The sequence below is a fragment of the Streptosporangium sp. NPDC002524 genome (assembly GCF_040295985.1).
Classification (GTDB): domain Bacteria; phylum Actinomycetota; class Actinomycetes; order Streptosporangiales; family Streptosporangiaceae; genus Streptosporangium.
In genome coordinates this window covers 436320-461290 of sequence record NZ_JBEOWK010000006.1, presented here as the reverse complement: position 1 = coordinate 461290, position 24971 = coordinate 436320, and the positions used below count along the sequence as shown (strand labels likewise).

The window sequence follows — 24971 nt, the reverse complement described above, 5'->3', positions numbered from 1 at the left end:
GGGGCGGCCCCCCCCCCCGCCGCGGGCGCGGCCCGGCGCGCCGGGGGGGGGGCCGCGCCCGCGCGCCGCGCGCCCCGCCCCCGGCCCCGTGACCGGCTCGCACCGGTCACGGGGTTTCTCCACGCCGTGCCCGGATCAGGTCGCGGGCGTGGTCCGGCGATCGGGAGACCCGTCAGTCGTCGTCGAAGCCGAAGCCGCCGCTGCGGTTCCTGTTCGACAGGTAATTGTTGTTGTTGTTGTGGTTGTTGATCCGCACCCTGAAGTGGCTGCGGCTGTGGTGGCGGTGTCCGCGGAAGCCGCAACCACCTCCGCCGCAACCGCAGCGGCGGCCACAGCCACCGCCGCCCCAGGCCGGGAAGGCCGCCGCGGTGACCGCGGTGGTCGTCGCGGCGGCGCTCGCGACGGTGGTCGCCGCGCCCATGCCGACAACTCCGCCGGTCAGCGCCACGCTGAAGGCGAGCCCTGCGATAACACTCTTGAACTTGGGCATTGCTTTTCCCCTCGAAAGGTTCAATTACCCCGATTCCCGGCATTTCTGGATCAGCCGGAAATCATTAGTGATGGATAGATATGACCCATCCCCGCTTGTCATACTTTCCTGCGATCTCTGCCTATAAACGATAATTCAGTCCTTTTGCACTATGGTTGTCGTCTTATGGGAGTTATCGAGGCGTTAAGGACTGTTTTATAGTGAAATGTCCCTTATGTGCCATCAAGGGGAACGGCCGGTCGGTTCGACGCCCTCAGGAGGAGCGCGCCTCGATGCCGGACTTGCGCAGCGCGGAGACCATCCAGCGCGAGAGGCGCACGTGGCCGGTGAGGGTGGGGTGGACGCCGTCGGGCAGGACCGCCCCGCGACCCCAGCCCCGGCCGTGCGGGCCGAGGGGCTCGAACGGGTCGAGGAAGGGCACCTCCTGCCGGTCGGCGGCGAGCAGGACGGCCTCCCGCACGTCGTAGGCCCACCGGGGAGCCCTGGTCATCCAGATCGGGCCGACCAGCACGATCCTGGTGTGCGGCCACCGCCGCCTGACCAGCTCCACCAGGTGGACGGCCGCGTCCTCGATCCTCGCGGCTCCGATCCGGCGGTCGTTGCGCCCGCCGGAGATGATCAGCATGTTGGGCTCGGGACGCCAGGAGAGCTCCTTGAGGAAGGAGTCCTGGAAGGTCCGGCCCACCCGGCCGGGGTTGACGAAGCCCGTCCCCGCGGCGCCCGCGGTGATCAGCTGCCAGCCCAGCTCCCGCGCGACCTTGGCCGCGTAGCCGTCCCACGCCCGTACCGGACCCGACCCGACCGTGAAGCTGTCACCGACGATCATGACGAGCGGGGCCGGGAGCGACGAGGCGGGCGGGAGCGCCGTGGCGGCGGCCGGCGGCGTGGTCGCACCACCGCCGAGGCTGCATCCCGACAGGAGGCAGGAAATCGCCACAAGAAACGCGACCGCGGGCGTCCACGGTCGTCTACGTACGGGCGCGCGCATGCCACCTCGGGAAACGTCGGGCTCCCGACATGATTGCAGATGTCCACCGGCCGTCGTGGCGACTCGGCCTCACGAACACGATCGGACCCACGATCCCGTCCCGGCCCTCCCGTATCAGGGCGGCGCCACCCCGGGCATGGGCGGGAGCGGGTCAGCTGACGTCGGAGGGGCCGACGGACCAGGTGTTGCAGTAGGCGATCCTGGCGTACTTCCAGCCCTGGTGGAGCCAGGCGGCGTAGTGGTCGCCGCTGCCGTGGTCGCGCCGGGGGTTGCCGCTCTGGTCGTCGCCGCGCCCGAACTCCGTCCGCAGCACCTCCTGCCAGCGAGCGGCGGTGACGCCCAGCGGCTCCCGTACGGTGCGGACGAACGCCCCGGCGAGGCACTGCGCCTGCAGCTCGTGACGGCGCGAGTGGGCGTCCTGGGCGGTACGGGACTTGCTGGAGACCTCCCACCACCAGGCTCCGCCGATACCGGCCATGTTCTGCACGTGGTGCGCGTACTCGTGGGCGAGCACGGTCAGGTAGGGCACGTGGTTCCTGGCGGGGTCGACGTCGCCGCTCTGCTCGATCACATGGCTCAGGCCGATGTACATGCCCCGGTTGGACGGGCAGTAGTAGGCGGAGGCGGAGTTGTCGGGATAGGTCCCGCAGGGGCCTCGTCCGGGACGGGACCAGTAGACCTTGCGCGCGGGGAGGAAGACGGCTCCGGCCTGGGAGAACTTCGCCGACCAAGCCCGTTCCAGGCAGTCGGTGACGGCGTCGAGGTAGGACAGCATGTCGCGGGGCTGGGTCGAGGGCCGAGGGGCGCGGCAGGTGGTCCGGCGCATCAGGCCCGTGCCGTACAGCGGGTTGCGCTTGAGCCGGGCCGCGGTGTCCGAGCGCCGCATGTAGCGGAGGTCGACGGCGAGGTTCCGCGCCGCGGCGACCGGCGTGACCGCCACGTCGCCCAGCGAGCCGAGGTCCAGTTTCTCCGGCGGGGTGAAGTCCGGCGTGGTGATCTCGGTGTCACCCGTCTGCTGGGGGACCGCGCTCCTCGTCGCCACCGGCGCGGTCCCGGGACCGGCGGGAACCTCGGCCTCCTCCTCCCCGGCCAGGCCCGCGATCACCACGACCGCGGCGAACGCCAGGGCGAGAACACCGAGCACACCGAAGGCCAGCGGGTTCGACCCCCGTGGTCGCATGCGACCGCCTCTCCAAAGAGTTGATCTCCGGGCGGCAATCTAGCGGATATAGCCACATATGCGTTTATGAGCGGGAAAAAATGGATAGGGGGTCGGCCATCGCGGGCCGGTGGATCTCGCTAAGCTCCCGACACATGGCGGCATCTTTCTCGTACCGAGCGGCTCCCTCGCACCGAGCGGCCCCCTCACGCCGAACGGTTCTCCCGCGCGGGTCGGCTTTCTCGCGCAGGCCGTTCTTCTCCCGCCGGGCGGCCGGGAGCCTGGCCGCGACGGCCTTTCTCGCACTGGCACTCAGCGCGTCCCCCGCCCTCGCCTCCCCCGTCCTCGCCTCCCCTGCCCTCGCTTCCTCGGCACCGGCTTCCTCAGCTTCCCCGGCACCGGCTTTCCCTGCGCTGGCGAGCGGCGCGGGTGCGGAGTCCTCCCAGGCCGGGCGGAACACGCGGCTCGCGCAGGCCGGGAAGGTGACGAGCACGACGGTCCAGCTGGAGCTCCGGCAGGACGGCGTGCTCCACGTCAAGGAGGAGGTCGTCTTCGAGGGTGACGCGCCGTCGCGCGGCCTCGTCGACCGGACCCGCTACGACGACGGCAGCGACCGTCTCTACCGGGTCACCGGCCTCAAGGGCGACGCCACGCTGACCGGCGAGACCATCACCCTGAAGGGCACCGGAAGCGCCACCCTGGAGTACGACGTCCAGGGCGCCGTCACACCGCTGGCCGACGCCCAGGAGCTGCGGTGGTACGCGGTGGGCGCCTGGTCCGTCCCCGTCGAGCAGGCCAAGGTCAGCGTGAGCGGGCCCGCCACGATGCAGAACCTGTCGTGCTTCGCCGGTCCCCTGAGCTCGGCGATCGCCTGCACCGAGGCCTCCATGGACCACACGGGCGTCACCGCCGAGTTCGGGCAGCAGGACCTCGGCACCGGTGAGGTGCTCACCGTGGTCGTCGGCTACCCCACCGGCGCGACCAGGGGCGCGCCGATCCTGGAGCGCCGCTTCGAGCTGTCCAACGCCTTCACCCTGAACGCCGTCACCGGCGGCGCGCTCGCCGCCCTGCTGCTCCTGATGCTCGGCGGCCTCGGCCTCCTCTACTGGACCCGGGGCCGCGACGCCCGCGTGGTCGGCCACGAGTCGGGCTCGCTCAGCGGTGTCGAGAACGGCCACTTCGCCCCGCCGGACGGCGTCCGTCCCGGCCAGATCGGCACCCTCATGGACGAGCAGGCCGACGTGATCGACGTGACCGCCACGATCGTCGACCTGGCCGTCCGGGGCTATCTCAGGATCGACGAGCAGCCCCGGCAGACGTACGAGACGCCCGACTGGAGGCTGGTCCGGATGCCCGCCGCCCAGGTCGCCTCGCTGATGCCCTACGAGCGGGAGCTCCACGACGCCATCTTCGACGGCCGTGACACGGTGCTGCTCTCGGAGCTCCAGGGATCGTTCGGGGCCAAGCTGGGCAAGGTTCGCGAGGCGCTCTACCGCGACGTGGTCACGCAGGGCTGGTTCGCCCGCCGCCCCGACACCGTCCGCACCCGCTGGACGACCGTCGGGGTGGTCCTCACCGGCCTCGGCGTCGTCGCCACCGTCGCGCTGGCCTGGTTCACCACGTACGGGCTGCTCGGCCTGGCTCTGATCATCGCCGGTGCCGCCCTCGCCGTGGGCGGCCAGTACATGCCCGCGAAGACCGCGAAGGGCGCGGGCGCCCTCGCCCACACCCTGGGCTTCAGGGAGTATCTGTCCGGTGCCGACATCGGCGGGGACGTCCCGGTGGCCCAGCGGGTGGAGCTGTTCTCCCGCTACCTGCCCTACGCCGTGATCTTCGACAGCGTCGACCGCTGGGCCCGCGTGGTCTCCTCGGTCACCGGCAACGGCCAGCAGGCCGACCACCTGTACTGGTACCACGGCCCGGCAGAGTGGGACCTGTCCAGGTTCGCCGACTCGATGCGGACCTTCACCATGACCACCTCGGGGGCGATATCCACCACCCGCCAGTTCCGCTCCCTGTAGGAACCACGGGGACCGCCGCACGCGGATCTGCGGTGGTCGCCGTGGTCGTCGTGGTCGTCGTACCCGGATCTACAGCGGTCCCCGCACGCGGATCTCGCCCACGGGACGTCCCCCGCCGAGCAGGACCCCGGCGGCGAGCTCGTCGAGCCCGGGGGCCTCGAAGCCGAGGGCGGTCAGGGCCGCGACGGTGACCGGGACCCGGGCGCGCTGGCCGCCGTCCTCGACCTTGACGGTTCCCGAGCGCCCGTCGGAGAAGACGAAGGCGTCGAACGCCTCGGCCCCGGCCTTCACCAACAGCCCGGGGACCGCCCGCATCAGCCGGGCCTCGGGGCGGGTGGTGCCCGACGTCCACTCGGGGTGGGCGCGGAAGGCGTCGGCGACGCGGCGCTCCGGGGTGTCCTCACCGGACCGGACGAGGGCGCGGAACGCCCGGGTCACGCCCAGCATCGAGACGAAGAACAGCGGGGCGCCGCAACCGTCCACCCCGCTCGCGGCGACGCGCTCACCGGTCAGTTCCTCGACCGTGGCGCGTACGGCCCGCTGCAGCGGGTGCGCCGGGTCGAGGTAGGTCTCCAGCGGCCAGCCGTTGACCGCGCAGGTGGCGAGCATCGCCGCGTGCTTGCCCGAGCAGTTCATGTAGACCCTGGCCCGGCTCCCCCCGGAACGCAGCACCTCGTCGCGGGAGGCGACGTCCTCCGGCAGGTCCTCCGGGCAGCCGAGCGCGCTCTCGTCCAGCCCGGCCCCGGCCAGGATCCTGCGTACCCCGTCCACGTGGAACGGCTCCCCCGCGTGACTCGCGCACGCCAGCGCGAGCAGCTCCCCCTCCAGGGGGAGCCCGGCGCGGACCATGGCGAGCGCCTGCAGGGGCTTCATGGACGAGCGCGGCGACACCAGCGCGTCCACCTCCCCGTGGACCCTCACCAGCGACCCGTCGGCGGCCACCGCGAGCATCCGCGCCCGGTGGGTGGACTCCACGAACCCCGAGCGGACGACCTCGACGAACAATGACTCAGCAGACACCTTTGTCTCCTTTCGTCCGAAGTCTAGGGATGCCCGGGAGCGCGGGATGATGGGGGCATGCGTGCGGTCGTACAGCGGGTGAGTTCCGCGTCGGTGGTGGTGGACGGCGTGACGGTCGGGGCGATCGACGAGCCGGGGCTGCTGGTCCTGGTCGGCGTGACCCACACCGACACGCGCGCCGAGGCGGCCAGGCTCGCCGCCAAGCTCTGGGGCCTGCGGATCCTCTCCGGCGAGAAGTCCTGCTCCGACATCGGCGCGCCCCTGCTGGTGGTCAGCCAGTTCACCCTGTACGGCGACACCCGCAAGGGACGCCGTCCCACCTGGCAGGCCGCCGCCCCGGGCCCGGTCGCCGAACCCCTGGTGGAGGCGGTCTGCGCCGAGCTTCGCGGGCTGGGCGCCCGCGTGGAGACCGGGGTGTTCGGCGCCGACATGAAGGTCGGCCTGACCAACGACGGCCCGATCACCCTGGTCCTGGACATCTGAACACATCTGCACCGCGCCCGGGGTCGTGTCGTCACGACACCCGGGAGAGCCGACGCCGGACGACGACCGTTTCAGGACACACGGAAAGCCGATGCGGCCGGGAGCCGGGACGCGACATCCGGGCGGACCGGAGCGGCCCGCCCGGGACATACCGGAGCGGCCCGCCCTGGACATGACGTCGGCCACCGGCCGTCGGCCGTCGGCTTTCAGCGAAGGCAACGGCGACAGCTCGGCTTTCAGCGGAGGCGGCGGCGCAGGCTCGGGTCGATCTGGACGTTGCGCCCGGCGTCCGGCGGCACGATGACCTCCTGAGACGCGGCCACCCCCCCGGCCTCCAGCGTGGTGTCCACCGGCACGGTCCGCTTCACCACGGCCAGCGCGACCGGGCCCAGCTCGTGGTGGCGCGCGGAGCTTCCCACGAAACCGACCTCCGTGCCGTCGAGGGTCACCGGGGTGCCGTGCTTGGGCAGGGTGTCGACGCTGCCGTCCAGGTGCAGGAAGACCAGGCGGCGGGGCGGGTGGCCAAGGTTGTGCACGCGGGCCACGGTCTCCTGGCCCTTGTAGCAGCCCTTGTTGAGGTGGAGGGCCGTGCCGATCCAGCCCACCTCGTGCGGGATCGTCTTGTGGTCGGTCTCGAAGCCGAGGCGGGGACGGTGCCCCTCGATCCGCAGCGCCTCGTACGCCCAGAGCCCGGCGAGTCGCAGCCCGAGCCGCCCGGCCAGCAGGTCGCGCGGGAGCAGGATGTCCCGGCCGACGGCGACGGCGCCCTCGGGCAGGTCGGGGTGCGCCTCCCCCGCCACGGAGACCACGGCGTAGCGATCCGTCACGTCGGTGACCTCGACCCTCAGCATGAACCGCATCTTGTCGAGGAACGCGGCCACCTCCGCGCCGGTGCCCGGCTCGACGTGCGCCCACACCGCCTCGCCGTCGTCGACGAGGACGAGGTGGTGCTCCACCCTGCCCTGGGCGTCCAGCAGCAGCGTCTCGGTGGGCAGACCGGGTTTCAGGTCGTCGAGTTTCTGCGAGCTGAGGCTGTTGAGCCAGCTCAGACGGTCAGGTCCGGAGATCCGGACGACCTCGCGGTTGCTCCGGTCGACCATCGCCTCTCCGGCGAGCAGCGCGCGCTGCTCGGCGAACGGGTCGCCGTAGTGTCCGGCGACGTCGGCGTCGGGCGTCTCAGCCGCGACCGCGCCGGGAGTGTCCAGCAGAGGGCTTCGCATGGACACAGCCTACGAGGCCCCGCCAAAGAGGACGGCAGCGCCTCTTCCCCGGGCGGGTCCCCGGTCGTACGGCACACCTCGGCGGCTTGGCGGCTCGGCGGCGTACCCGGGCGGTGGTTTCTCCCGGTGACCCGGCGAAGCAACCCCGTCCCTCCCGGTGACCCGGCGACGCACCCCGTTCCTCCGGGTTACCGGGTGACGCGTCCCGGCGGGGGTCTCCCCGCCCGTTCAGCGGCAGTTGCGGCAGCGGCCGAAGACCGTCAGGTGGTGCACGTCGGTGAGGAACCCGAGCTTCTGGTCGAGGTTGGCGACGAAGTTCTCCACCAGGTCGGGGCTGACCTCGCTGATCTCCCCGCAGCCACGGCAGACCAGGTGCACATGATCGGCCTCGGCCGTCAGGTGGTAGGTGGGGGCGCCGTGCCCGAGGTGAGAGTGGGTGACCATGCCGAGCTCCTCGAGGAGCTCAAGGGTCCGGTAGACGGTTGATATGTTCACCCCGCGCGCGGTCTCCCGCACCCGGGTGCAGATCTCCTCTGGAGTGGCGTGCTCGCAGGCCTTGACCGCCTCAAGCACCAGCTGGCGTTGCGGAGTGACCCGGTAACCGCGCGCCCGCAGTTCCTCATGCCACGACGTCTCGGTCATATCCAGAGTCTATGAGCACGGGGGCTCTCCTCGTCGTCCTACGGCCCGAGAGGCCGGAGAACAACGGCCCGGCGCCAGAAGCAGGGCCCCACCGGCGAAATACAAAAAGCATGACCGCAGGCTCACATCAGTAGGGGCTCATCTGATCCAGGACCTTGGCAGCAAGTGTCAGGAACTCCTCAGCTTTGGCGATATCCCGCACGACGTCTTCGGGAGTGATCCCCGGAGTGTCGGGGCGGGGGTATTCGGCGCTGTTACGTCTACGGCGCATCCGATCGAATGAGCGAAGCGACTGCCCGAGGGGAGGATCCAGCTGGGCGGTGACCGCGTCCAGCACGGCGAGGTGACCGCCCCTGCTGGTGGCTCGCAGGCCCTGGTTCTCCAGGATGGACGCCAGGGCTTTTCGAGAGGCGTCGTAGAGAAGTTGATACGCGCCCGTCGAATCTGTCTCGAAGCCGCTGTGGGCGAGTTTGATGTGCCGCCCGGCCTGAGCCAGCAGGGTGTCCGCGTGTTCCCGGCTCGGCGGGACGCGCTCCAGCTGACCCGAGGCCAGCATGCTGTCGATCTGACCGCGCCCTTGCATCCATCTCATGAGGTGATCCGTTTCTGAATCAGGGAGTGGAGAGGTTTGCTTCGCAGGGAGATTACGAAGGGGTTGTCCACGTCGCCGGTCCACGTCGCCGAGGAGATCCGGCTGATGTTCACCTCACGGCCGAGAATTCGTTCGGCCGTTCGCGCCGCGTCGTAGAGCTCGTCCTCATCTGCGGATCCCACGACGAGAACATCGATGTCACGTGGCAGAGGCCCGGCCTGATTCGCGTGTCGAGCGGCCCAGGAGCCGTAAATGTAGGCCTCGTCGATGCCGGAGATCGGCTGGAGGAGAGGTGGCAGGACGGCTGCCGGACCAAAGGTCACCGCCAGGAGATCGGTCAGTGGCCGCGCGACGATCGTGTCGAGGTTGGCGCGAATGAGACGCAGGTTGCCGTGCCGCCTCTCCAAGGTCAGCCCGGCATCGGCGAGCCGGTCCGCCTCACGGCTCATCGTTGCCTGGGACGAGCCTGTTCGTACGGCGAGGTCGGTTGTCGAATACTCGTTCTCAGGGTGCAGATACAGCCAGGCGAGCAACTCGCCTATGACGTTGGAGCGGAGCAGGGGTAGCAGCAGAGGTGGCATTGCCCTCATAGATGAATAGTATCATGCATCTATAGCAAGTCTGTTGCCTTCAGTGATTGTCCAAACACGGTGAGTGCCTCCTCGCGCTCAGGGTGCCGACGGTGGTCAAGGGAGCGAGGTCGTTCGCCAGGGCGGGCGACGAAGAGCCCCCGCCCATCCACCGGCGGGGGCTCGCTCCGTACCAGGCGAATCAGCCGAACTCGCCGTTTTTCACACCGCCGACGAACGCGTTCCACTCGCCGGAAGTGAAGCGAAGCATCGGCCCGCTCGGATCCTTGCTGTCTCGTACGGCTCGACCGCCATCGACCAGGTCCGCCACCTCGACGCAGTCGCCGCCCTCGGCGCTGCTGCGACGGGCCTTGCGCCAGGTGAGCGTCTCGGACTGGGTGTGGTCCACGATCTCCCTCACTTCAATTGTTCGACCAGGTCCGCCAGGTAAGACACCGAGGCGTCCGCTGAGAGCGCGCTCGCCCTTACGTGGTCGTACTTGAGCGTATAGCGCTCTATCTCCTCCGGGGATTCGATATAGAGGTCCCCGCTCGCGCCGGTCTCTATGTACACCAGCTCGGAGTCGTCGGGTGTCGCGTAGGCCAGGATCACGAACGAGCCGGTCATCGCCGCGTGGGCGCCCACGACATTCGGGAGGACCTGGATCCCGATGTTCGGTCTGGCGGCCATCTCGATCAGGTGCCGGAGCTGCTCGCGCATCGTCGCCGGGCCGCCGACGTGCTTGGCCAGAGCGGCTTCGTCGATGACGGCCCAGAAGACGGGCGGCTGGTCGCGCTCCAGGATCCGCTGGCGGGCGAGCCGCGCCTGGACGCGTCGTTCGACCATGGTCTCGTCGAGGACCATGCCGCCCCTGAACACCGCTCGCGCGTAGTCGGCGGTCTGCAACAGGCCGGGAACCAGAAGCGCTTGAAATGTTCTGATCCGTGAGGCTTCGGTTTCGAACTCGACCAGGCTGCCACCGAGCTCGGCCTTCATCTCCCCCTCCCACCAGCCGCGTTCACGCGCCTGCCGGGCGAGCGTGGTCATCGCCAGGCGTACGGCTCCGTCAGTGACGCCGTAGATGTCGAGCAGGTCGGTCACGTCGCTGACCGTCGGCCGCCGCCACTCGTTCCGCTCGATACGCGTCACTTTGGACGCGGGCCAGCGCAGGAGCTTAGCTGCGGCGTCGGCGGTGAGATTGGCCTCTTCCCTCGCCCGGCGAAGGGCGGCGGACAGGCGGCGACGTCTCACAGTGGGGCTGTAGGTCATGGATGCCTCCTGGAGGGAGAAGCCGATCGTACGGCAAAGCAGACATTTGGGTCTTGCTTGTTTTGGTATTGCAAGTTTGAGTCTTGGGAGTGATTATAGAAGCACTCAACCGCTACGCGGAGTGTAGGTCTCATGACTGTACGAGTAACGCTGTTCGCGGACAGCGTGCGCGAAGCCCATCCCGATTGGCTGATCTGGCTCCTCGGAACGGGCCGCTGGTGGGCGATGAACAAGCATTCGGCACTGACGATCAGCAGGGAAACGCTTGAGGACCTCGCCGAAGCCCTCAAGGAGATCACCCCGTGATCTGTACGACCCGGTTCCCCTAAACCTCCGGCTACCGCCGCCTGACGCGGTAGCCGGGTCGTTTCTCGGTCGGCCATGAGCGGCCGAGAGCCTCACGCGTCGTGGGGGCCCGTGAGGTTCGGTCCCGCCCCAGCTTGGAGGGGCGAGGGCGGGACCGCCCGACGCCGGGCCGGTGGAGGGACTCGTCCTCCTCGCCACCGACCCGGCACCCGCCCGGCAGAGGCAGGACTCACTGCCGGGCCTGGTCTCCGCCCGCCCACACCTCGGGCGGAGACCACCCCGTTCGTCCAGCGGCAGGTGCCCCCGTGCCTGCCGCTGGGCATCCGGTCCCTGCCCGCTCCGGGTGCGGGCAGGGACCGGCCCCGACAGTCCAGGAGGAATGGTGAGCGAGAACGAAGCGGAAGCCCAGGCCGGAGCGCTCGCCGCCCAGCGGGACCTGGAAACGTTCATCGCCGGACGCCGCCGACCATCCGCCGACGAGCTGGTCGAGCGGACGCTGGAGAACGAGGCGCTGCTACAGAACCGCTACCTGCCCGGCAAGGAGGAGATCCGCATGACCGAGCCGCGTCCCGGCGACATCGTCTCGTCGGAGACGACAGGCCGCCTGTGGTTCGTCCACGGCCACCCCGGCGTCGAACTGTTCCTCACCGGCGCCACCGGAACATGCGTCTCCGTAGCCGACGCCATCCGCCTGTACGGCATGCTGACCGTCCACTGCCGCCCGGCCGAGCACCGGCCCATGAGCCGGTCGCACCCGGCGCTCTGAACGCGACCGACGGCATCGGCTTTCATTCAGGAACCGCCAGCGGAGACGGAGCGGGTGCACGCATCGGCCCTTATGGCTGGTCAGACGGCCGACTTCGGGTGGCGTCGACAGGCCGGGAAAATTCATTTGCCCTGGGGGCGCGGAGTTTCATAACGTACAGGCACGCCGAAAGGAGGTGGTCCGAACGATGGTTGCTCATAGTTGGGCTAGCGAGGTGGCTGTCCGCTAGGACGCCGCGACCGGACTCTGTCCGGGCGTCTGGCGACGTTCGGCGAATCCACGACAATCACCGGAACCCCGGGCCGCCGGAGGCGGGCGATCCCGCCTGTAGTCCACCGGCCCCCCTGCGGAGCAGGGGGAAGTGGCCCGGGGTTCTTCCCTTTCCGACGTTCCTTCTCGATCACCCTGCTTCCGCGAAGCCCCTCCCGGAAGCCGCCCCGCTGCGGGACCGCCTCGCCCTCGCCGGGCCACCGACCTTTCGCGGGACCGCCTCCCCTTCGCCGGGCCGCCACTCTTCGCGGGACCGTCTCCTTTTCGCGGGCTTCACGGAGCAGCGCCCCCCGTCGAGAGACCGGTCCCCCCTCGCGGGACCGCTCCCTTCCGTGAGACCGCCTTCTCATCGCGAGGGCGCGTCGGCCCTCACTCCTGGAAGCCGGGGTTGGCGCAGTGCAGCGGGCGCTCGCCGCCGAGGACCCTGACGATGTCCTCGCAGATCATCCGGGTGTGGTTGATCTCGGTGTCGTAGGTTCCCGAGCCCAGGTGAGGGGTGAGCACCACGTTGTCCATGTCGGCGAGCGGGTGGGCCGGGTCGAGCCACTCCCCGGCGAACCGGTCGAGGGCCGCGCCGCCGAGATGGCCCGCCTTCAGGGCTCCGACGAGCGCGTCCATGTCGTGCAGGGCCGCGTCCGCGGTGTTGACGAAGATCGCTCCGGGCTTCATCGCGGCGAACTCCCCCGCGCCGACCAGCCTGCCCGCCGACGCGGGGGCGTGCACGGAGACGACGTCGGCCTGTGCCAGCAGGACGTCGAGCCCGTACCGGTTCTCCGCCGCCTCGGGGTCGTGGACCATGACGCGCATGCCCAGCCCCTTCATCCGCCAGGCCACCGCGTGGCCGACCACCCCGTAGCCGATCAGGCCGACGGTCCGGCCCGCGAGCTCCCACGCGCGGTGGCGCCGGTAGGAGGCCATGCCCTGCCGGATCTCCCTGTCGCCGACCGCCACCCGGCGGGTCACCGCGAGGACCAGGGCGAGGGTGAGCTCGGCGATCGCGTCGGCGTCGCGTCCGGGGGCGCAGACGACGGGGATGCCCTTCGCCGTGGCGGCCGGGAGGTCCACGTTCCCCGCCTCGCTACGGGCGCAGCCCACGACCAGCAGGGGAAGGTCCAGGACCGGACCGGCGACCTCGTCGGACTCGGTGATGAGGATGCGCGCGCCGGTGTCCGCGAGCTGCCGGGCGAGCTCGGCCGCCTGGTGGGGACGGTGGTCGGCCGGGTCGTAGTGGACGTCGATCAGCTCTCTCAGGCGGTTCCACTCCTGACCTCGCATCGGCGCCAGTACGAGTGCTCGTGGTTTCACCGCGCCTCCTTTTTCAGGAAATTTTGGTATCTGGGAGCTTTCCACGAACGCCACGATCGGTCTCGACAGTGACCGGACCGTCATCAACCGACCCACCGGCTCCTCCCGTTCCTCGTTTCCCGCTTCCCGTTCGGGAGAAGGGTCCCCGTCGAAGGAGCCCTGTCGGGGAGAGGTCCTGTCGAGGAGCCCTGCCGGGGCCCGTTGAAGAAAGGGGCCCCGCTCGGGGAAACCCCAGCCCATGCCCGACCGGACGGCACGGGCCGTGCCGGGTCACCGCCTCCACCGGATCCGGCCCGGCGCACGGGCGGCGTGAAGAACGAGGGAGAGGACGGGGATCCGCGGGTCAGTGCTCGCCGCGGGCGGGGACGCCGAGGGCGGCGCAGGCGTCACGGTAGAGGCGGACGACCTCCATGCGGACCTGGGCGCGTTCGGTCAGCGTGCCGCTCCAGGGGACCCGGACCGTGACGTCCCGCCCGCCGACCACGGCGGCGAACTCGATCGCCTCGGCGTCGACGCCGGTCGTCGTCGCACCGGTGGCCTCGGGCTGGCCGCCGAGGCCCCTGCAGATCAGCAGCGCGTCATCGGCGTGGTCGTCGTTCATGTGGCGCTTGATGGCCTCGACCACGTCGGGGGTGAAGGGGGTGCTCATGCTCCAGAGCGTAACCAGGGCCGTGTCCTGCCCGGTCGCGGGTCCCGGGCCCGGGCATTCGTGCCGCTTCAGGGGGCCGGCCTCATCCGGTCTCGAATCCCGAGCGAAGACACCGGGCGGAGACGTCAGGTGGAGACCTTGAGCTCATCCGGTGTCGGCGACGAACCTCACCCGGCCCCCGACACGGACCTCACACCTCGTCGGGTACGAAGTCACCGACCCGCTTGAGCTCGGCCGAGATGTGGGACTGGAGCTGCTGGCCCATGGCTGCCATGTCGTACGCCCACATCAGGTTGCCGTTGACCAGCCCGTAGAGGCGGTGGCCCGCCGTGTACTCCTTGGCGGTCGCGGTGCGGGCCACCACGTCGGTCTGAAGCTCGATCTTGTTGAAGACCACCTCACCGACGTAGATCTCCACGATGCCCGTGGGGTGCGACAGGCACACCTCGAGCTGGCGGCCCGGGAGCTGGCGCCAGAAACCGGTCTCCGTGCCCAGCGGGCGGACCTTGCCGCCCGCCTCGTCGAGCAGCCAGGTGCGGCTGGTGTAGGTCAGGAACGGCTTGCCGTTGTGACCGAAGACGATCTCCTGGCCGAAGTTGAAGCTCTCGATCGTCGGATATCCCCCGACCCCGGCGCCTTCCCATCGGCCCACGAGGAAGGCGATCGACTCAAGATCGGGATGAAGTTCGGGAACGTCCATGGAAACGAGCCTAGGGCCGCTCGGGTATGGTTCGCGCCGGTGACACCGGGCCGCATAGGCTTCGAGCATGGCACGATCACTGGTGATCAAGGTTACCGCAGGCGAAGACTCACCCGAGCGCTGCAATCAGGCTTTCACGGTGGCCGCGGCGGCGTTGGCGAGCGGGGTTCCCGTCTCGCTCTGGCTGACGGGCGAATCCGCCTGGTTCGCCCTTCCCGGCCGGGCGAAGGAGTTCACCCTCCCGCACGCGGCCCAGCTCGGCGACCTGCTCGACGCGGTCCTCGCGGGGGGCAAGGTGACCCTGTGCACGCAGTGCGCGGCCCGGCGGGACATCACGGTCGACGACGTGATCGAGGGCATCCGCATCGCGGGGGCCCCCACCTTCGTGGAAGAGGTGCTGGGCGAGGGCGTCCAGGCCCTCGTCTACTGAGGCCGCCGAAACACTGAGGTCGCCGAAACCAAAGACGCCGAAACACCGCCCACCCCGGACGACCGACCACCGGACCCGCGACCACCGGCCGACCGGCCCCGGGCCCACCGAACCCACGGCCACCGTCCAACCGGACCCGGGCTCACCGAACCCATGGCCACCGTCCCACCGGCCCCAGGTCCACCGAACCCATGGCTACCGGCCTCGCGGCCACCGGCCCCGGGGCCCCCGGAACAGCGCTTCTCGAACCCGCGGCCACCGGAACACCGCCCCCGTCGAGCCGGGACCATCGAGCCGGGGCCGCCGTAACAACGCCTGCCGGACGACCGTCGAGCCACCGGCCGCCCGGCAAGACCGGGCCGCCGGTGAGGTGCCCCTGTCTTCGGCGGAGCCCCCGTCAGGGAGACGTCCCCGTCGGCGGCGGCGCCCGGTCAGTGCGGCAGTACTGCGGCCAGGCGCTCCTCGCGGAGACGGTCGAACCAGGAGTCGTCGATCGGCGGCAGCTGGGCGCCCACCGCCCAGGTGAGCAGCAGGTCGGCGAGGCCGGGGTTGCGGGCGAGCGCGGGGCCGTGCAGGTAGGTGCCGACGATCTTGCCGGTGTAGCAGCCCTCGGTGCCGTCGCCGTTGCCCGTGCCGACCGCCGTACGCGCCAGCGGCCGGATCCCGGCCCCGAGGCGGGTGACGCCCATGTGGTTCTCGAAGCCGGTCAGCGTCGCGATGCCGAGCGCCGGGTCCGCCTCCCCCGCCAGCTCGCCGACGGCCCGGCCCTGGCCGCGCCCGCTGGAGATGTCGATCAGGCCGATGCCGTCGACCGGCTGGCCCTCCTCGCCGCCGAACGTGGTGCCGATGATCTGGTAGCCCGCGCACACGGCCAGCAGGGCCGCGCCGCGCTGGACGGCCCGGTGCAGGCCGCCGTCGCGCCGCAGCCGCTCGGAGGCCAGGATCTGCGGCCGGTCCTCACCGCCGCCGATGAGATAGATGTCGCCGCCCTCGGGGACCGGATCGGCCGAGCGCACGTGCACGGTCTCGACCGGGATGCCCCGGCGCTTGGCGCGCTGCTCCAGGACCAGGACGTTGCCCTGGTCGCCGTACGTGCTCAGTAGGTCCGGATAGATCCAGACAAGGCGCAGGGCGCTGTCAGACTGCACGACCGAACTCCGATCGGATCTGCTGGAAGGCGGTGTAGTTGGCGATCACGTCGACCTTGCCCGGCGGCTGCGCGGCGAGCGCCTGCTCGAACGAGTTGGCCAGCTGGAACGGCACGTCGGCCACGTCCAGCCGGAGCGCGAGGTCGAGCCGCCGCTCACCGGCCACGAAGACCGGCCTGCCGCGCAGCACGCGGTAGTCGACGTCCCACAGCCACGAGGTGTCGCGGCCGTCGGGCCCCTGGGCGTTGACGGAGAGGATCACCGGAAGCGAGGAGTCGAGCACGTCGAACGCCTCCAGCCATCCGGCCGGGTTCTTGGCGAGCAGCAGCCGGGCGTGCCGGCCGTCGCGCTCCACCGTGGTGTAGCGGCCGGCGACCGACCTGACCTCGCGCAGCCGGGGCAGCGCCCGCTCGACGGGCAGGCCGAACACCTCGGCGGTGGCGAGCGCGATCGCCGCGTTGGCCCGGTTGGCGCGCCCGGGGAGCTGGATGTCGAGCACCCAGCGCTGCCCGCGCGGGTCGATCACCGCGTCGTCGTCGAGGATCCAGGACGGCTCGGGACGCCGGAAGGTGCACTCGCGGCAGGCCCAGTCGTTCTCGCCCGCCTTCGAGGGGGCACCGGCGCCGATGCTGCCGGGCGGGACGTACTCCATGCCCTTGCGGTCGAGGGGGCCGCCGCACTCGGGGCAGCACCAGGAGTCCTCCTTCCACGGCTGGCCCGCCGACACCCAGGTGACCGAGGCGGCGGTGGAGGCGCCCCAGGTCACCAGCGGGTCGTCGGCGTTCGCGATCACGTGGGTGTTCTTTCCGGCCAGCGCCCGGCGCCACTTCTGGGCGAGCAGCCAGATCTCGCCCGCCCGGTCCATCTGGTCGCGGCTGAGGTTCATCAGGCAGATGACCCCGGCCCCGGTGGTGTCGATCACCTCGGGCAGGTACTTCTCGTCGACCTCCAGCACGCCGTACGGGGCGTGCTTGGCCGACGACAGCGCCGAGACGTGCCCGGCGGGCATGTTGGCGCCGAAGGCGTTGGTGGCGACGTCGCCGAGCTCCGACAGCGCGGAGGTGATCAGGCGGGTCGTCGTGGTCTTGCCGTTGGTCGCGCTCACCAGCGCGAGCTTGCGGTCGTGCGCGAGCTTGCGCAGCAGGTCGGGCTCCAGGACCAGGCTGACCCGGCCCCCGATCACCGATCCGTCCCCGCGCCCGGTGACCCGGGACAGGGTCGCGGCCGTCCGGCCGAGAGCGGTGGCGAGCTGCGCCCGCAGCGGAAGCTGAGTCATGCCGTCTCCTCGCTTGGCGACCCGTCGTGGGACGAGCCTGACAACCCGCCGCGGGCCGGGGTTGACGACCCGCGGGACGAGCTTGGCGACCCGTCACGGGACGACCCGGCGGCCGACCGGCCCGGCCGCGGGACCGGAATCACCGAATCGTTCATGCCGCAGATCTTAGCCCTGCTTCGGCACCGTCACCCCCGGCGGCACGTCACACACACTCCCCGGTGACGGTGAGGTACGAAAGCCCTCGGACCCGGTCAGAAAGCACCCGGGAAAGACGCCGGAAAAGACCTCTGGGAAAACCCGCGAAGCGAACCCGCCGCAGGAGGCACCCCCGCCGGACCGCCCCCCTCACTGCTCCACGAAGGCGAGCTCCGCGGGCTCCGGCGAGTCGGCGTCGAAGGGCAGCACGAACCGGCCCGGCCACGACAGCACGCTCTCCAGCCAGCCCGCCCCCATGGTCTGGGACACGTGCCGGAGCCGGTCGGCCGGGTCAATGCCGATGGTGACCGTGAGGATGTCGCGCTCCACGCTCTCGCGCTCGTCGTCGCCGAGGATCACCCGCCAGGCCAGCTCCCTGTTCCTGTCGACCTCCATGGACAGCGGATGGTGGCGGAGCGCCTTGGCCCGGTGGCCGAGCAGCTCGGTGCCGCCCGCGGGACGGTTGAACAGGGCGTACTCCATCACCGGCGCGGAGCCGCGCGGGTTGGGCGCGGGCTGGCCGTACGGGAAGAGCCTGTCCACCTCGTGCAGCCACCGCACCTGCGGGATGACCCAGGCGGGGCCGGGGCGCTCGCCGGGGTCGCGGTCGGGGCCGAGCAGCCTGGTCGCGACCGTGGCGACCTGCTCGGTCAGCGTGGCCGGGTCGCTCACGGTCCGCAGCGACCAGGCGCGGCGGCCCACGCAGCGCTCCACCGTCGTGGCCAGCAGGCACTCGCGGCGCCGCGCCGGGAGATCCGCCCAGAGGTCGGCCAGCGCCCTGGGCACCCCGGGCACCGGCCGGTTGGTGCAGAACGCCAGCACCAGCGTGTCGGTCCAGATCCGCAGCCAGGCCCAGTCGGACGCCCCGGCGAGCAGGTCCGCCTCGCGCAGCTCGACCAGCGTGCAGGCCCGGCCGGCGCGGCACTCCTGCCCGCAGGCCGCCGACCGGCGTCCGCAGATGGGCGGCATGTGGCCGGGGACCGGGCGCTCGCGGTCCTCGCCCAGCGGCACCTGGATGCGCAGCGGCCGGTCCATGCCGTCGGCGAAGACCGCGGCGACGCCGGGCGGGAGCGAGACGACCTGCCGGGACTGCTCCTCGCTCAGGTTCGTCGCCGCGCCGACCAGCTGGCGGTCGTCCTCGGCGGGGAGCCGGTGGATCACCTTCAGCGCGGTGTTCTTCACCACGTCGGAGACGAGTTTCGTGGGGATCTGCTCGGCGACCACGATGCCCTCGCCGTACGCGCGGATCTCGGCGAGCATGCCCGCCAGGAGCTCGACGGCGTGCGTGCTGGCCCGCCCGGCGCCTCGGTCGCGGAGCAGCCGGTGCGCCTCCTCGATCACGATGACGTGCTTGAGCCCGCTGCTGCGCTCCTTCCTGGCCCGCATCCGCAGGTGCTCCACGATCCGGATGATCAAGGTGCCCATCAGGAACGCCTTGTCCTCGTCGTTGGCGACGTCCTCGATCGCGAGCACCACGTTGCGCTGGAGCAGGTCGCCGATGTCGGCGGGGTGCCCGCCCTCGAAGAACCGGCCCGCGGAACCCACCCGCAGCGACCGCAGCCGCAGCGAGATGAAGCCCTCCACGTCGGCCTGGACCTCCCGGCCGTACCCGATCTCCTTGATCACGTCCATCGCGTGCCGCTGGAGCTGTTCGAGGGTCGGTACGGCGGGCCGGACCGCGGCCCCCGGGGCGGCCCACCCGGTGACCACGTCCCACCCGTTGGCCTCGTAGACCCGCTGCAGGGCGAGCGACATGATCTGCGGGAACGGCTCCTCGGCGTCGAAGGCCGCCATGAACAGCGCGCGGACCATGTCGATGTGCGCCTGCACCGGGTAGCCGGGCTCGGGGGCGAGCGGGTTGACGCTGAACGGCACGCTCTCCGGGGCCGACGGGTTGATCACGGTCACCGGGGCGAGGTGCTCGATCCGGCCGCCCATCGAGGCGTACTCGGACTTGGCCGGCTCGATCGCCAGCCACGGGATGCCCGCGCCGGTGAGCTGTTCCAGCAGGTGCCTGACGGTCTGGGACTTGCCGGAGCCGGTGGCGCCGGTGACGAACGCGTGCCGGTTGAGGGTGGCCAGCGGGACCTTGAACGAGCCGACCGGCCTGTCCTGGCCGTCGAGGATGGACCCGAGCTCGACGGTGAGCGCGCCGGGCACGGTGTCGGCCTCGCTGGTCACGTCGAAGAAGCCCGCGTCGAGGACCCGTACCCCCGGCACCTCCCGGTGCGGCAGCCCGGCGAGGGCGGCGAGGGCCCCCGCGGTGGCCGCGAACGGGGAGGCCGCGCCGTCCGCCGGGTCCTGCAGGGTGGTGGCCAGCGCCTCGGCGAAGCCGTACACGGGGCCGGAGAGCGCGCTGCGCAGGCGGTAGGGGTGGTGGCTCATCTCGGCCGAGCCGACGAGCACCGGGGCGATCTGGCGCAGCTCCTCGGGCCCGGCGGCCCCGGCGAGCACCCGGACGTTCCAGAGCCCGGCCTCGCGGAAGGCGTCCAGCTCCTGCATGCGCCGCTCGGCCCGCTCGGCGTCGTAGCGGGAGCGCTCGGAGGCGTCCCCGTACTGCCGCAGCACGTTGAGCTGGGTGCGCAGGTGCGCGACCTCGGCGTCGAGCAGGTCGGTCTGCTCGGCCACCACCAGCCAGGCGAACGGCCGGGACATGAGCGTGACCAGCGTCGACTCGAAGAGCGTGGGCCGCCTGATCTCGTCGGCGTCCGGCTCGCGGCGCCCGCCGAGCGGCGGGGCCTGCCGTCCCGGGCAGACGGTCCAGGCGAGGTCGGACAGGTCGCGGAGCCACTCGTCGCCGATCCGGACGCCACGGGCGCCGCTGGGGAACAGCAGCGGCTCGGGGCCGCCGGGGGCGTGCTCGGCCTCGGTGGCGGCCCTGCGCGGCGGGCGCGGCGGGGTGAGCGGCCCGGCGTTGGTGATCAGCTCCAGCGGGGCGCCGGACCCGCGCGAGAGCCAGCCGACCACGAAGGGCCGGTTGCGCTGTGCCGTGGAGAGTACGGCGGGCAGGACGGTGACGAAGTCCCACTCGGCGGAGGAGCTGCGCGAGGGCGCCGTGATCGCCTGGATTCTGTACCAGGGACCGGTCAGGGCATTGGGCGGACGGGACACACTTGGCTGCATTTGGTCTCCACCCGGGGGACCCGGCTCCAGGCCGGAGGGTTGACGCTTCACGGATCGCTCCGTCGTACCGGCCGACGCATGATCGAGATCGAGGGTAGGTCACCCCCGCAACCACGGTCGAACCTGACTCGGGGCTCGCACCCCCGCATTGACCATCCCATTACGACATACGGACGGCTCGTTGACGCACCCGGCGAAAACGCCGCCGCCCGAACGATCCCCACCCGATCCCTCACCCTCCGACCTCTCCGAACCCGCGCCACCCGGAACCACACCGCCCGGCCCTCCGCCCTCCGGGCCCGCGCCACCCGGAACCGCATCTCCCGGAACCGCGTCACCCAAGCCTCCGCCCCCGATCCTCCGCCCCCCGGGCCCGAGTCGGCCGGGTCCGCGTCGGCCGGGCTCTCGTCGGCCGGGCTCTCGTCGACGCGGGCCGGGTTCGCATCAGCGGCGACGCCAGTCGAGCCTGGCCGGGGGCGGGCCGAGGTTGGGCGGCGCGTCCTCGAACGCGCTCGACGCGCGCGGCTCGGCCCGCCTCTCCTGGTGCACGTGGTCCAGCGCGGCTTCCTTGATCTCGTCGAACTCGCCCAGCGTCGTCTTGGGGAAGGTCAGTATGGCCGGGTTGGCGTCGGCGAGACGGACCCTGCGGCCGTCGGCGGTGGCGTCGGTGACGATCACCGAGGTGGTGGGAAGCTGCTGGAGCTGGTGGGGCTCGACGAGGAACTCCCTGGAGCGGTGCAGCACCCGCTCGGTCTCCCCCATCGCCTTGGTCGCGCGACGGCCCCACTCGGTGGACTCGGTGATGTCCTCCTTGAGGTCTGTGTGGCTCACGTCGCGCTCCTCGTCGCCCTCCTCGGCCTGGCCGACCGTGGAGACGTAGCCGCCGTCCATCCCGGCCCCGGCGGCGCTGATCGTCTCGGTGAGCTGGGCGAGCTCCAGCCGGTGCTCGGTGCCGACGTGCTCGCTGGCGACCCGGGCGTCCTCGGCGTTGCCGAGCCGCATGAACGTCACCGCCGCGTGCCCGCGCCCGAGCCGCTCCCGTACGGTCGGGGTCAGCGCGCGGTAGGTGAGCACGAGGCCGGTCCTGGAGGTCTCGCAGGCGTCCATCAGCCGGTCGAGCACGTCACCGCGGAGCTTGTCCGCGCCCGCGACGATGATCGTGTGGTACCACGGCCGCTCGGAGGCGGGCGACTGGCGCAGGATGTGGGTGAGCGCGGTCGCCACGTACGTGCCGAGGACGCGGTTGCCGAACACGCCCGCCTGGCGGTCCATCGACACGACCCGCAGGCGCGCGGGCGGCAGGCGCACCGCCTCGGAGCCGAGGGTCTCCAGCTTGCGCAGCTGCGACTCCAGCGCCCACGCCCGCTCGATCACCACCCGGTCGCTGACGCCCCGGCCGAACAGCGTGCCGATCCGCTCCAGCTGGGTGGCGGTGATCAGGCCGTACCGCAGGTCCTCGCGGGGGTCGCCGACCTGGGCGAGGGCGCGCAGGGCGGCGGTGACCTGGTTGATCGTGGCGCTCTCGCCGAGGACCTCCAGGACCCGCTCCAGGATGGCGTTGTCGAACGACAGGTCCCTGGTCGAGCGGTGCTCCTCGCTGACGCTCACCACGTGGGCGAGGACGTCGGCGAAGGCCTCCGGGGCGAGCGTCGCGCCCAGGTCGAGCCGGGGCAGGTCGACCGGCAGCACCCAGACCAGCGGGTCGTCGCCGCCCCTGCGCGCGAGCTCGATCAGGTCCTTGGCGATCGCGCCCTCGGACAGGTCGAGCACGGTGAGGTGGCCGCCGCTGTAGAGGCGGGTCGCGCCGAGCAGGGTGATCAGCGCCGACCAGCCGGGCAGCGTGCCCCCGGCCACGTCGATCCGGTCGATCTCGTCGGGCACCGCCACGGCGTACCAGGTCAGCTGGCGGTCGTGGCGCTCCTTCTTCTCCGCCCACTCCCGGTAGCGGGCGGCGTGCTCCTCCTGGGCGAGGAAGAGCTCCCTGTCGCGCTCCTCCCGCAGCCGGTCGCCGGCCACCTCGCGCTCCTTGATGCGGTGGCGCACCGCCCGGTCGCCCTGGTGGACGGCGTAGCTGCAGAACGCCGCGATGCCACCGGCGGCGATCACCCCGACGGCGGCGAACGACCAGCTGAGCATCTCGGTGATGCCGAGGACGAGGATGAGGGTGGCGAGCGCGGCCATGAACCCACGAACGATCTTGACCGGCCGGTTCAGCAGGTCCTCGTTGAGGCGTTCCCTGCGCACCCACTCGGGGTCGAGCGGCTCGGGAGGATTCTCGACGGGCGAGGGTCGCTTGGGAGCCGGACCCGGATCAGGGTGCAACAAGGCGTACTGCCAGCCCAGGTAGATCCGGTCCGCCTGGAGCTGCGCATGCTCTGGATGCACGTCCGCCACGGAACCTCCGCCATCGGGCTCATCGGAAGCCTCGGAGACAGCGTAAGAGTTCGACATCATATTCGGGCAGCGTTCCCGTCAATCCGCTGTATTTTCCCCAGGTTCACCAGTACTTAAGGGACAGATGGGTCGGATGAGACGGACGTCAGCGATTAACATCATTTCTCATGACTCCCCCTCCCGAGGGTCCCACCAGACGGCGCCCCATCGCGGTCCCGCTCGTCGCCCTGGTGACGATCGCCGGTCTGGGAGCCACCGCCGCCCTCGGCGGCTTCGCCACGGCCGCGGAGAAGCCTCCCAAGCGGCTCGGCCAGGGCTCGACCGTGGACCAGGAGCAGTTCACGACCACGTTCGTCGGGTCCCGCACGCTGAGTGAGCCCGGCCTGTTCGGCAGCCCGGCCAAGCGTTTCCTGGAGATCGAGCTCCGGGTCGTCAACAAGGGCGACGAGACCGCGAGCACGGGACTGCTCTACGAGGGCACCCTGGCCGGAGGGTCCCTCGGCACGTCCCTGCTCAAGATAACCCCGGCGATCAAGGGCAAATACGGCGCGTCATTGTTCTCCCCCACCGGAGGGGGCGAGAGCACACAACTCCACCCCGCCCTGCCGACCAGCGTCGTGGTCAAGTACGAGCTGGAGGACAAGCAGCGGATCCCCAAGCAGCTGACGATCGACGTCGGCAAGTACGAGTGGCGTGAGGGGGTCACCCTGGCGCCGGGCTGGTTCCTGGTGACGGAGGAGGACGGGGGCAAGGAGAAGCCCGTGGTGACGGCGCAGGTCACGCTTCCCGTCGTACCGAAGGGAACGCGGTCGTGAACGTCTCCTCCCGCCCCCAGCCCGAGACCCTTCCGCCGTCTCCTTCCCGGCCCGAGAACAACCCCCGGCCCGGTTCCCGCTCCCGCTCCGGAGCGCCCGCCCGGCGCGGGACCACCGCGCCGCCGAGCCGGTGGCGCACCGCCGGCGCCGTACTGGCCGGGATCGCGCTGGCGGCCTCGGCCGTGGGGCTGCAGGCCTTCCGCTCGGGGATCGACGACCACGACGCGCCCCTCACCTCGACCGGTGACATCGACGAGGAGGTCACCGGCTCGCGGTTCTCCGCACGGGTCAAGGCGGTGCACGCGGCCAAGGCCATCGCGGCCCCGAAGCCCGGCGGCGAGCGGGAACGGGTGACCGCCAAGGGGATCTTCGTCATCGTCGAGGTGGGCGCCACGGCGACCTGGGAGCCGCAGCGGCTGGGACCTCCCCGGCTGCTGACGGGCGGCGGGCACCGTTACGTGTCCTCCGACAGGGTGGACCAGACGCTGACCATCACCAATCCCTACATCCAGCCGGGCTGGTGGACCGAGGGCGTGACGGTCTTCGAGATCCCGCCCGGCGAGCTCCCGGACTCGCGGATCCTGCTCGCCCCCTCATCCGGTTTCATCGTCGAGCCGAACGGACCCGAGATCGAGATAGACCTCGGCCTGGACGAGGCGGCCGCGCGACGACTGACCTCCACCGCGAAGGACGTCTACGAGTTGGCGAGCAGGACCTGATGGGGACGCCACACCAGGGAGGCCCCGAGGACGAGCAGGGCCGCGACTGGTTCGTCTCGCGAGAGGAACGGCTCACGCGAGAGGAACGGCTCGCACGGGAAGAACGGCTCGCACGGGAAGAACGGTCCGCCTCGGAAGGCCGTTCCTCCGCACCGCCTCACTCCTCCGCACCGCCTCACGATCCCTACCGAGGCAGCCCCTGGCCCGCCACCCTCGGCACCTGGCCGGTGCCCCCGGGCACCCCGGGTGAGCATCCGGCACAGCAAGGCCCGACGCGACCCGGCCCGGCCCGGCCCGGTCCGGCACAGCAAGGCCCGGTACGACCCGGCCCGACGCCTCCCGGTGCCGTCGGTGAGCATCCGATGTCACCGGCCCCGACACCTCTCGGCGCATCCGGCACTGTCAGCACCCCCGGTGGTCCC

General features: G+C 71.1%; 24 protein-coding genes. 7 read left to right on the top strand and 17 right to left on the bottom strand.

Translation table 11 applies throughout. The features are described 5' to 3' along the window. Positions 1-172: 172 nt before the first annotated feature. The 3 genes from ABT053_RS13590 to ABT053_RS13580 form a co-directional block, all read right to left on the bottom strand. Positions 173-490 (bottom strand): hypothetical protein, encoded by a 318-nt coding sequence (locus ABT053_RS13590; RefSeq protein ID WP_350969256.1) that lies wholly within the window; start codon positions 488-490, stop codon positions 173-175. Positions 491-743: 253 nt separating this feature from the next. Next, positions 744-1427, bottom strand: coding sequence for an SGNH/GDSL hydrolase family protein (locus ABT053_RS13585; RefSeq protein WP_350969255.1), 684 nt, complete (start codon positions 1425-1427; stop codon positions 744-746). Positions 1428-1629: 202 nt separating this feature from the next. Then, positions 1630-2658 (bottom strand): neutral zinc metallopeptidase, encoded by a 1029-nt coding sequence (locus tag ABT053_RS13580; protein ID WP_350969254.1) that lies wholly within the window; start codon positions 2656-2658, stop codon positions 1630-1632. A gap of 461 nt (positions 2659-3119) precedes the next feature. On the opposite strand from ABT053_RS13580, the gene ABT053_RS13575 reads away from it, so the two are divergent. Continuing rightward, positions 3120-4658 (top strand): DUF2207 domain-containing protein, encoded by a 1539-nt coding sequence (locus tag ABT053_RS13575; protein ID WP_350969252.1) that lies wholly within the window; start codon positions 3120-3122, stop codon positions 4656-4658. Positions 4659-4727: 69 nt separating this feature from the next. On the opposite strand, the gene ABT053_RS13570 is transcribed toward ABT053_RS13575, so the two are convergent. Further along, the gene (locus ABT053_RS13570; protein WP_350969250.1) at positions 4728-5678 is read right to left on the bottom strand and encodes an asparaginase; all 951 of its coding nucleotides are present in this window, start codon (positions 5676-5678) and stop codon (positions 4728-4730) included. 57 nt (positions 5679-5735) lie between these two features. Here ABT053_RS13570 and dtd point away from each other — a divergent pair, with 57 nt between their 5' ends. Beyond that, on the top strand, positions 5736-6161 hold the full coding sequence (gene dtd, locus ABT053_RS13565; protein ID WP_344746920.1) for a D-aminoacyl-tRNA deacylase: 426 nt from the start codon (positions 5736-5738) through the stop codon (positions 6159-6161). Positions 6162-6397: 236 nt separating this feature from the next. Here the strand turns inward: dtd and ygfZ are convergent, their stop codons facing one another. The 6 genes from ygfZ to ABT053_RS13535 all read right to left on the bottom strand — a co-directional run bounded on the left by ygfZ (position 6398) and on the right by ABT053_RS13535 (position 10453). Continuing rightward, positions 6398-7381: a CAF17-like 4Fe-4S cluster assembly/insertion protein YgfZ gene (gene ygfZ, locus ABT053_RS13560; RefSeq protein ID WP_350969249.1), complete on the bottom strand. Its 984-nt coding sequence runs from the start codon at positions 7379-7381 to the stop codon at positions 6398-6400. A 228-nt stretch (positions 7382-7609) separates the two neighbouring features. Continuing rightward, a complete protein-coding gene (locus tag ABT053_RS13555; protein ID WP_350969247.1) occupies positions 7610-8023 on the bottom strand; it encodes a Fur family transcriptional regulator in 414 nt (137 codons plus the stop codon). Between the two features lie 127 nt (positions 8024-8150). Next, a complete protein-coding gene (locus tag ABT053_RS13550) occupies positions 8151-8615 on the bottom strand; it encodes a hypothetical protein (RefSeq protein WP_350969246.1) in 465 nt (154 codons plus the stop codon). Beyond that, positions 8612-9196, bottom strand: a complete 585-nt coding sequence (locus ABT053_RS13545) for a hypothetical protein (RefSeq protein ID WP_350969245.1) — start codon at positions 9194-9196, stop codon at positions 8612-8614. The genes ABT053_RS13550 and ABT053_RS13545 overlap by 4 nt, the downstream gene beginning before the upstream one ends. A 190-nt stretch (positions 9197-9386) precedes the next feature. Beyond that, positions 9387-9605, bottom strand: coding sequence for a DUF397 domain-containing protein (locus ABT053_RS13540; protein ID WP_350969244.1), 219 nt, complete (start codon positions 9603-9605; stop codon positions 9387-9389). Further along, positions 9602-10453, bottom strand: a complete 852-nt coding sequence (locus ABT053_RS13535; RefSeq protein WP_350969242.1) for a helix-turn-helix domain-containing protein — start codon at positions 10451-10453, stop codon at positions 9602-9604. Before ABT053_RS13535 ends, ABT053_RS13540 begins: the two co-directional genes overlap by 4 nt. Before the next feature lie 132 nt (positions 10454-10585). Here ABT053_RS13535 and ABT053_RS13530 point away from each other — a divergent pair, with 132 nt between their 5' ends. Both ABT053_RS13530 and ABT053_RS13525 read left to right on the top strand, forming a co-directional pair. Further along, positions 10586-10759 carry a hypothetical protein gene (locus ABT053_RS13530; RefSeq protein WP_350969241.1) on the top strand — a complete coding sequence of 58 codons (174 nt, stop codon included), beginning with the start codon at positions 10586-10588 and terminating at the stop codon, positions 10757-10759. A gap of 382 nt (positions 10760-11141) precedes the next feature. After that, positions 11142-11525 (top strand): hypothetical protein, encoded by a 384-nt coding sequence (locus tag ABT053_RS13525; protein ID WP_350969240.1) that lies wholly within the window; start codon positions 11142-11144, stop codon positions 11523-11525. A 639-nt stretch (positions 11526-12164) separates the two neighbouring features. Here ABT053_RS13525 and ABT053_RS13520 read toward each other — a convergent pair. The 3 genes from ABT053_RS13520 to ABT053_RS13510 form a co-directional block, all read right to left on the bottom strand. Continuing rightward, entirely contained in the window at positions 12165-13100 is a 936-nt protein-coding gene (locus ABT053_RS13520; protein ID WP_350969239.1) for an NAD(P)-dependent oxidoreductase, read from the bottom strand. A gap of 343 nt (positions 13101-13443) precedes the next feature. Further along, positions 13444-13749 carry a DUF2470 domain-containing protein gene (locus ABT053_RS13515; RefSeq protein ID WP_344746924.1) on the bottom strand — a complete coding sequence of 102 codons (306 nt, stop codon included), beginning with the start codon at positions 13747-13749 and terminating at the stop codon, positions 13444-13446. 190 nt (positions 13750-13939) lie between these two features. After that, complete coding sequence (locus tag ABT053_RS13510; RefSeq protein WP_350969238.1) at positions 13940-14449, bottom strand: heme-binding beta-barrel domain-containing protein; 510 nt, start codon at positions 14447-14449, stop codon at positions 13940-13942. A gap of 67 nt (positions 14450-14516) precedes the next feature. Here ABT053_RS13510 and ABT053_RS13505 point away from each other — a divergent pair, with 67 nt between their 5' ends. Then, a complete protein-coding gene (locus ABT053_RS13505; protein WP_350969237.1) occupies positions 14517-14879 on the top strand; it encodes a DsrE family protein in 363 nt (120 codons plus the stop codon). Positions 14880-15310: 431 nt separating this feature from the next. Here ABT053_RS13505 and ABT053_RS13500 read toward each other — a convergent pair whose 3' ends face one another. The 4 genes from ABT053_RS13500 to ABT053_RS13485 form a co-directional block, all read right to left on the bottom strand. Then, positions 15311-16027, bottom strand: a complete 717-nt coding sequence (locus ABT053_RS13500; RefSeq protein WP_350969236.1) for a type 1 glutamine amidotransferase — start codon at positions 16025-16027, stop codon at positions 15311-15313. Beyond that, positions 16017-17303 carry a MurT ligase domain-containing protein gene (locus ABT053_RS13495; RefSeq protein ID WP_350969235.1) on the bottom strand — a complete coding sequence of 429 codons (1287 nt, stop codon included), beginning with the start codon at positions 17301-17303 and terminating at the stop codon, positions 16017-16019. The genes ABT053_RS13500 and ABT053_RS13495 overlap by 11 nt, the downstream gene beginning before the upstream one ends. A 345-nt stretch (positions 17304-17648) precedes the next feature. Further along, positions 17649-20621 carry an ATP-binding protein gene (locus tag ABT053_RS13490; protein WP_350969233.1) on the bottom strand — a complete coding sequence of 991 codons (2973 nt, stop codon included), beginning with the start codon at positions 20619-20621 and terminating at the stop codon, positions 17649-17651. Between the two features lie 444 nt (positions 20622-21065). After that, positions 21066-23006 (bottom strand): hypothetical protein, encoded by a 1941-nt coding sequence (locus tag ABT053_RS13485; RefSeq protein ID WP_350969232.1) that lies wholly within the window; start codon positions 23004-23006, stop codon positions 21066-21068. A 176-nt stretch (positions 23007-23182) separates the two neighbouring features. Here ABT053_RS13485 and ABT053_RS13480 point away from each other — a divergent pair, with 176 nt between their 5' ends. Both ABT053_RS13480 and ABT053_RS13475 read left to right on the top strand, forming a co-directional pair. Continuing rightward, positions 23183-23830, top strand: a complete 648-nt coding sequence (locus ABT053_RS13480; protein ID WP_350969231.1) for a hypothetical protein — start codon at positions 23183-23185, stop codon at positions 23828-23830. Then, positions 23827-24549: a hypothetical protein gene (locus tag ABT053_RS13475; RefSeq protein WP_350969230.1), complete on the top strand. Its 723-nt coding sequence runs from the start codon at positions 23827-23829 to the stop codon at positions 24547-24549. The genes ABT053_RS13480 and ABT053_RS13475 overlap by 4 nt, the downstream gene beginning before the upstream one ends. Positions 24550-24971 lie beyond the last annotated feature (422 nt).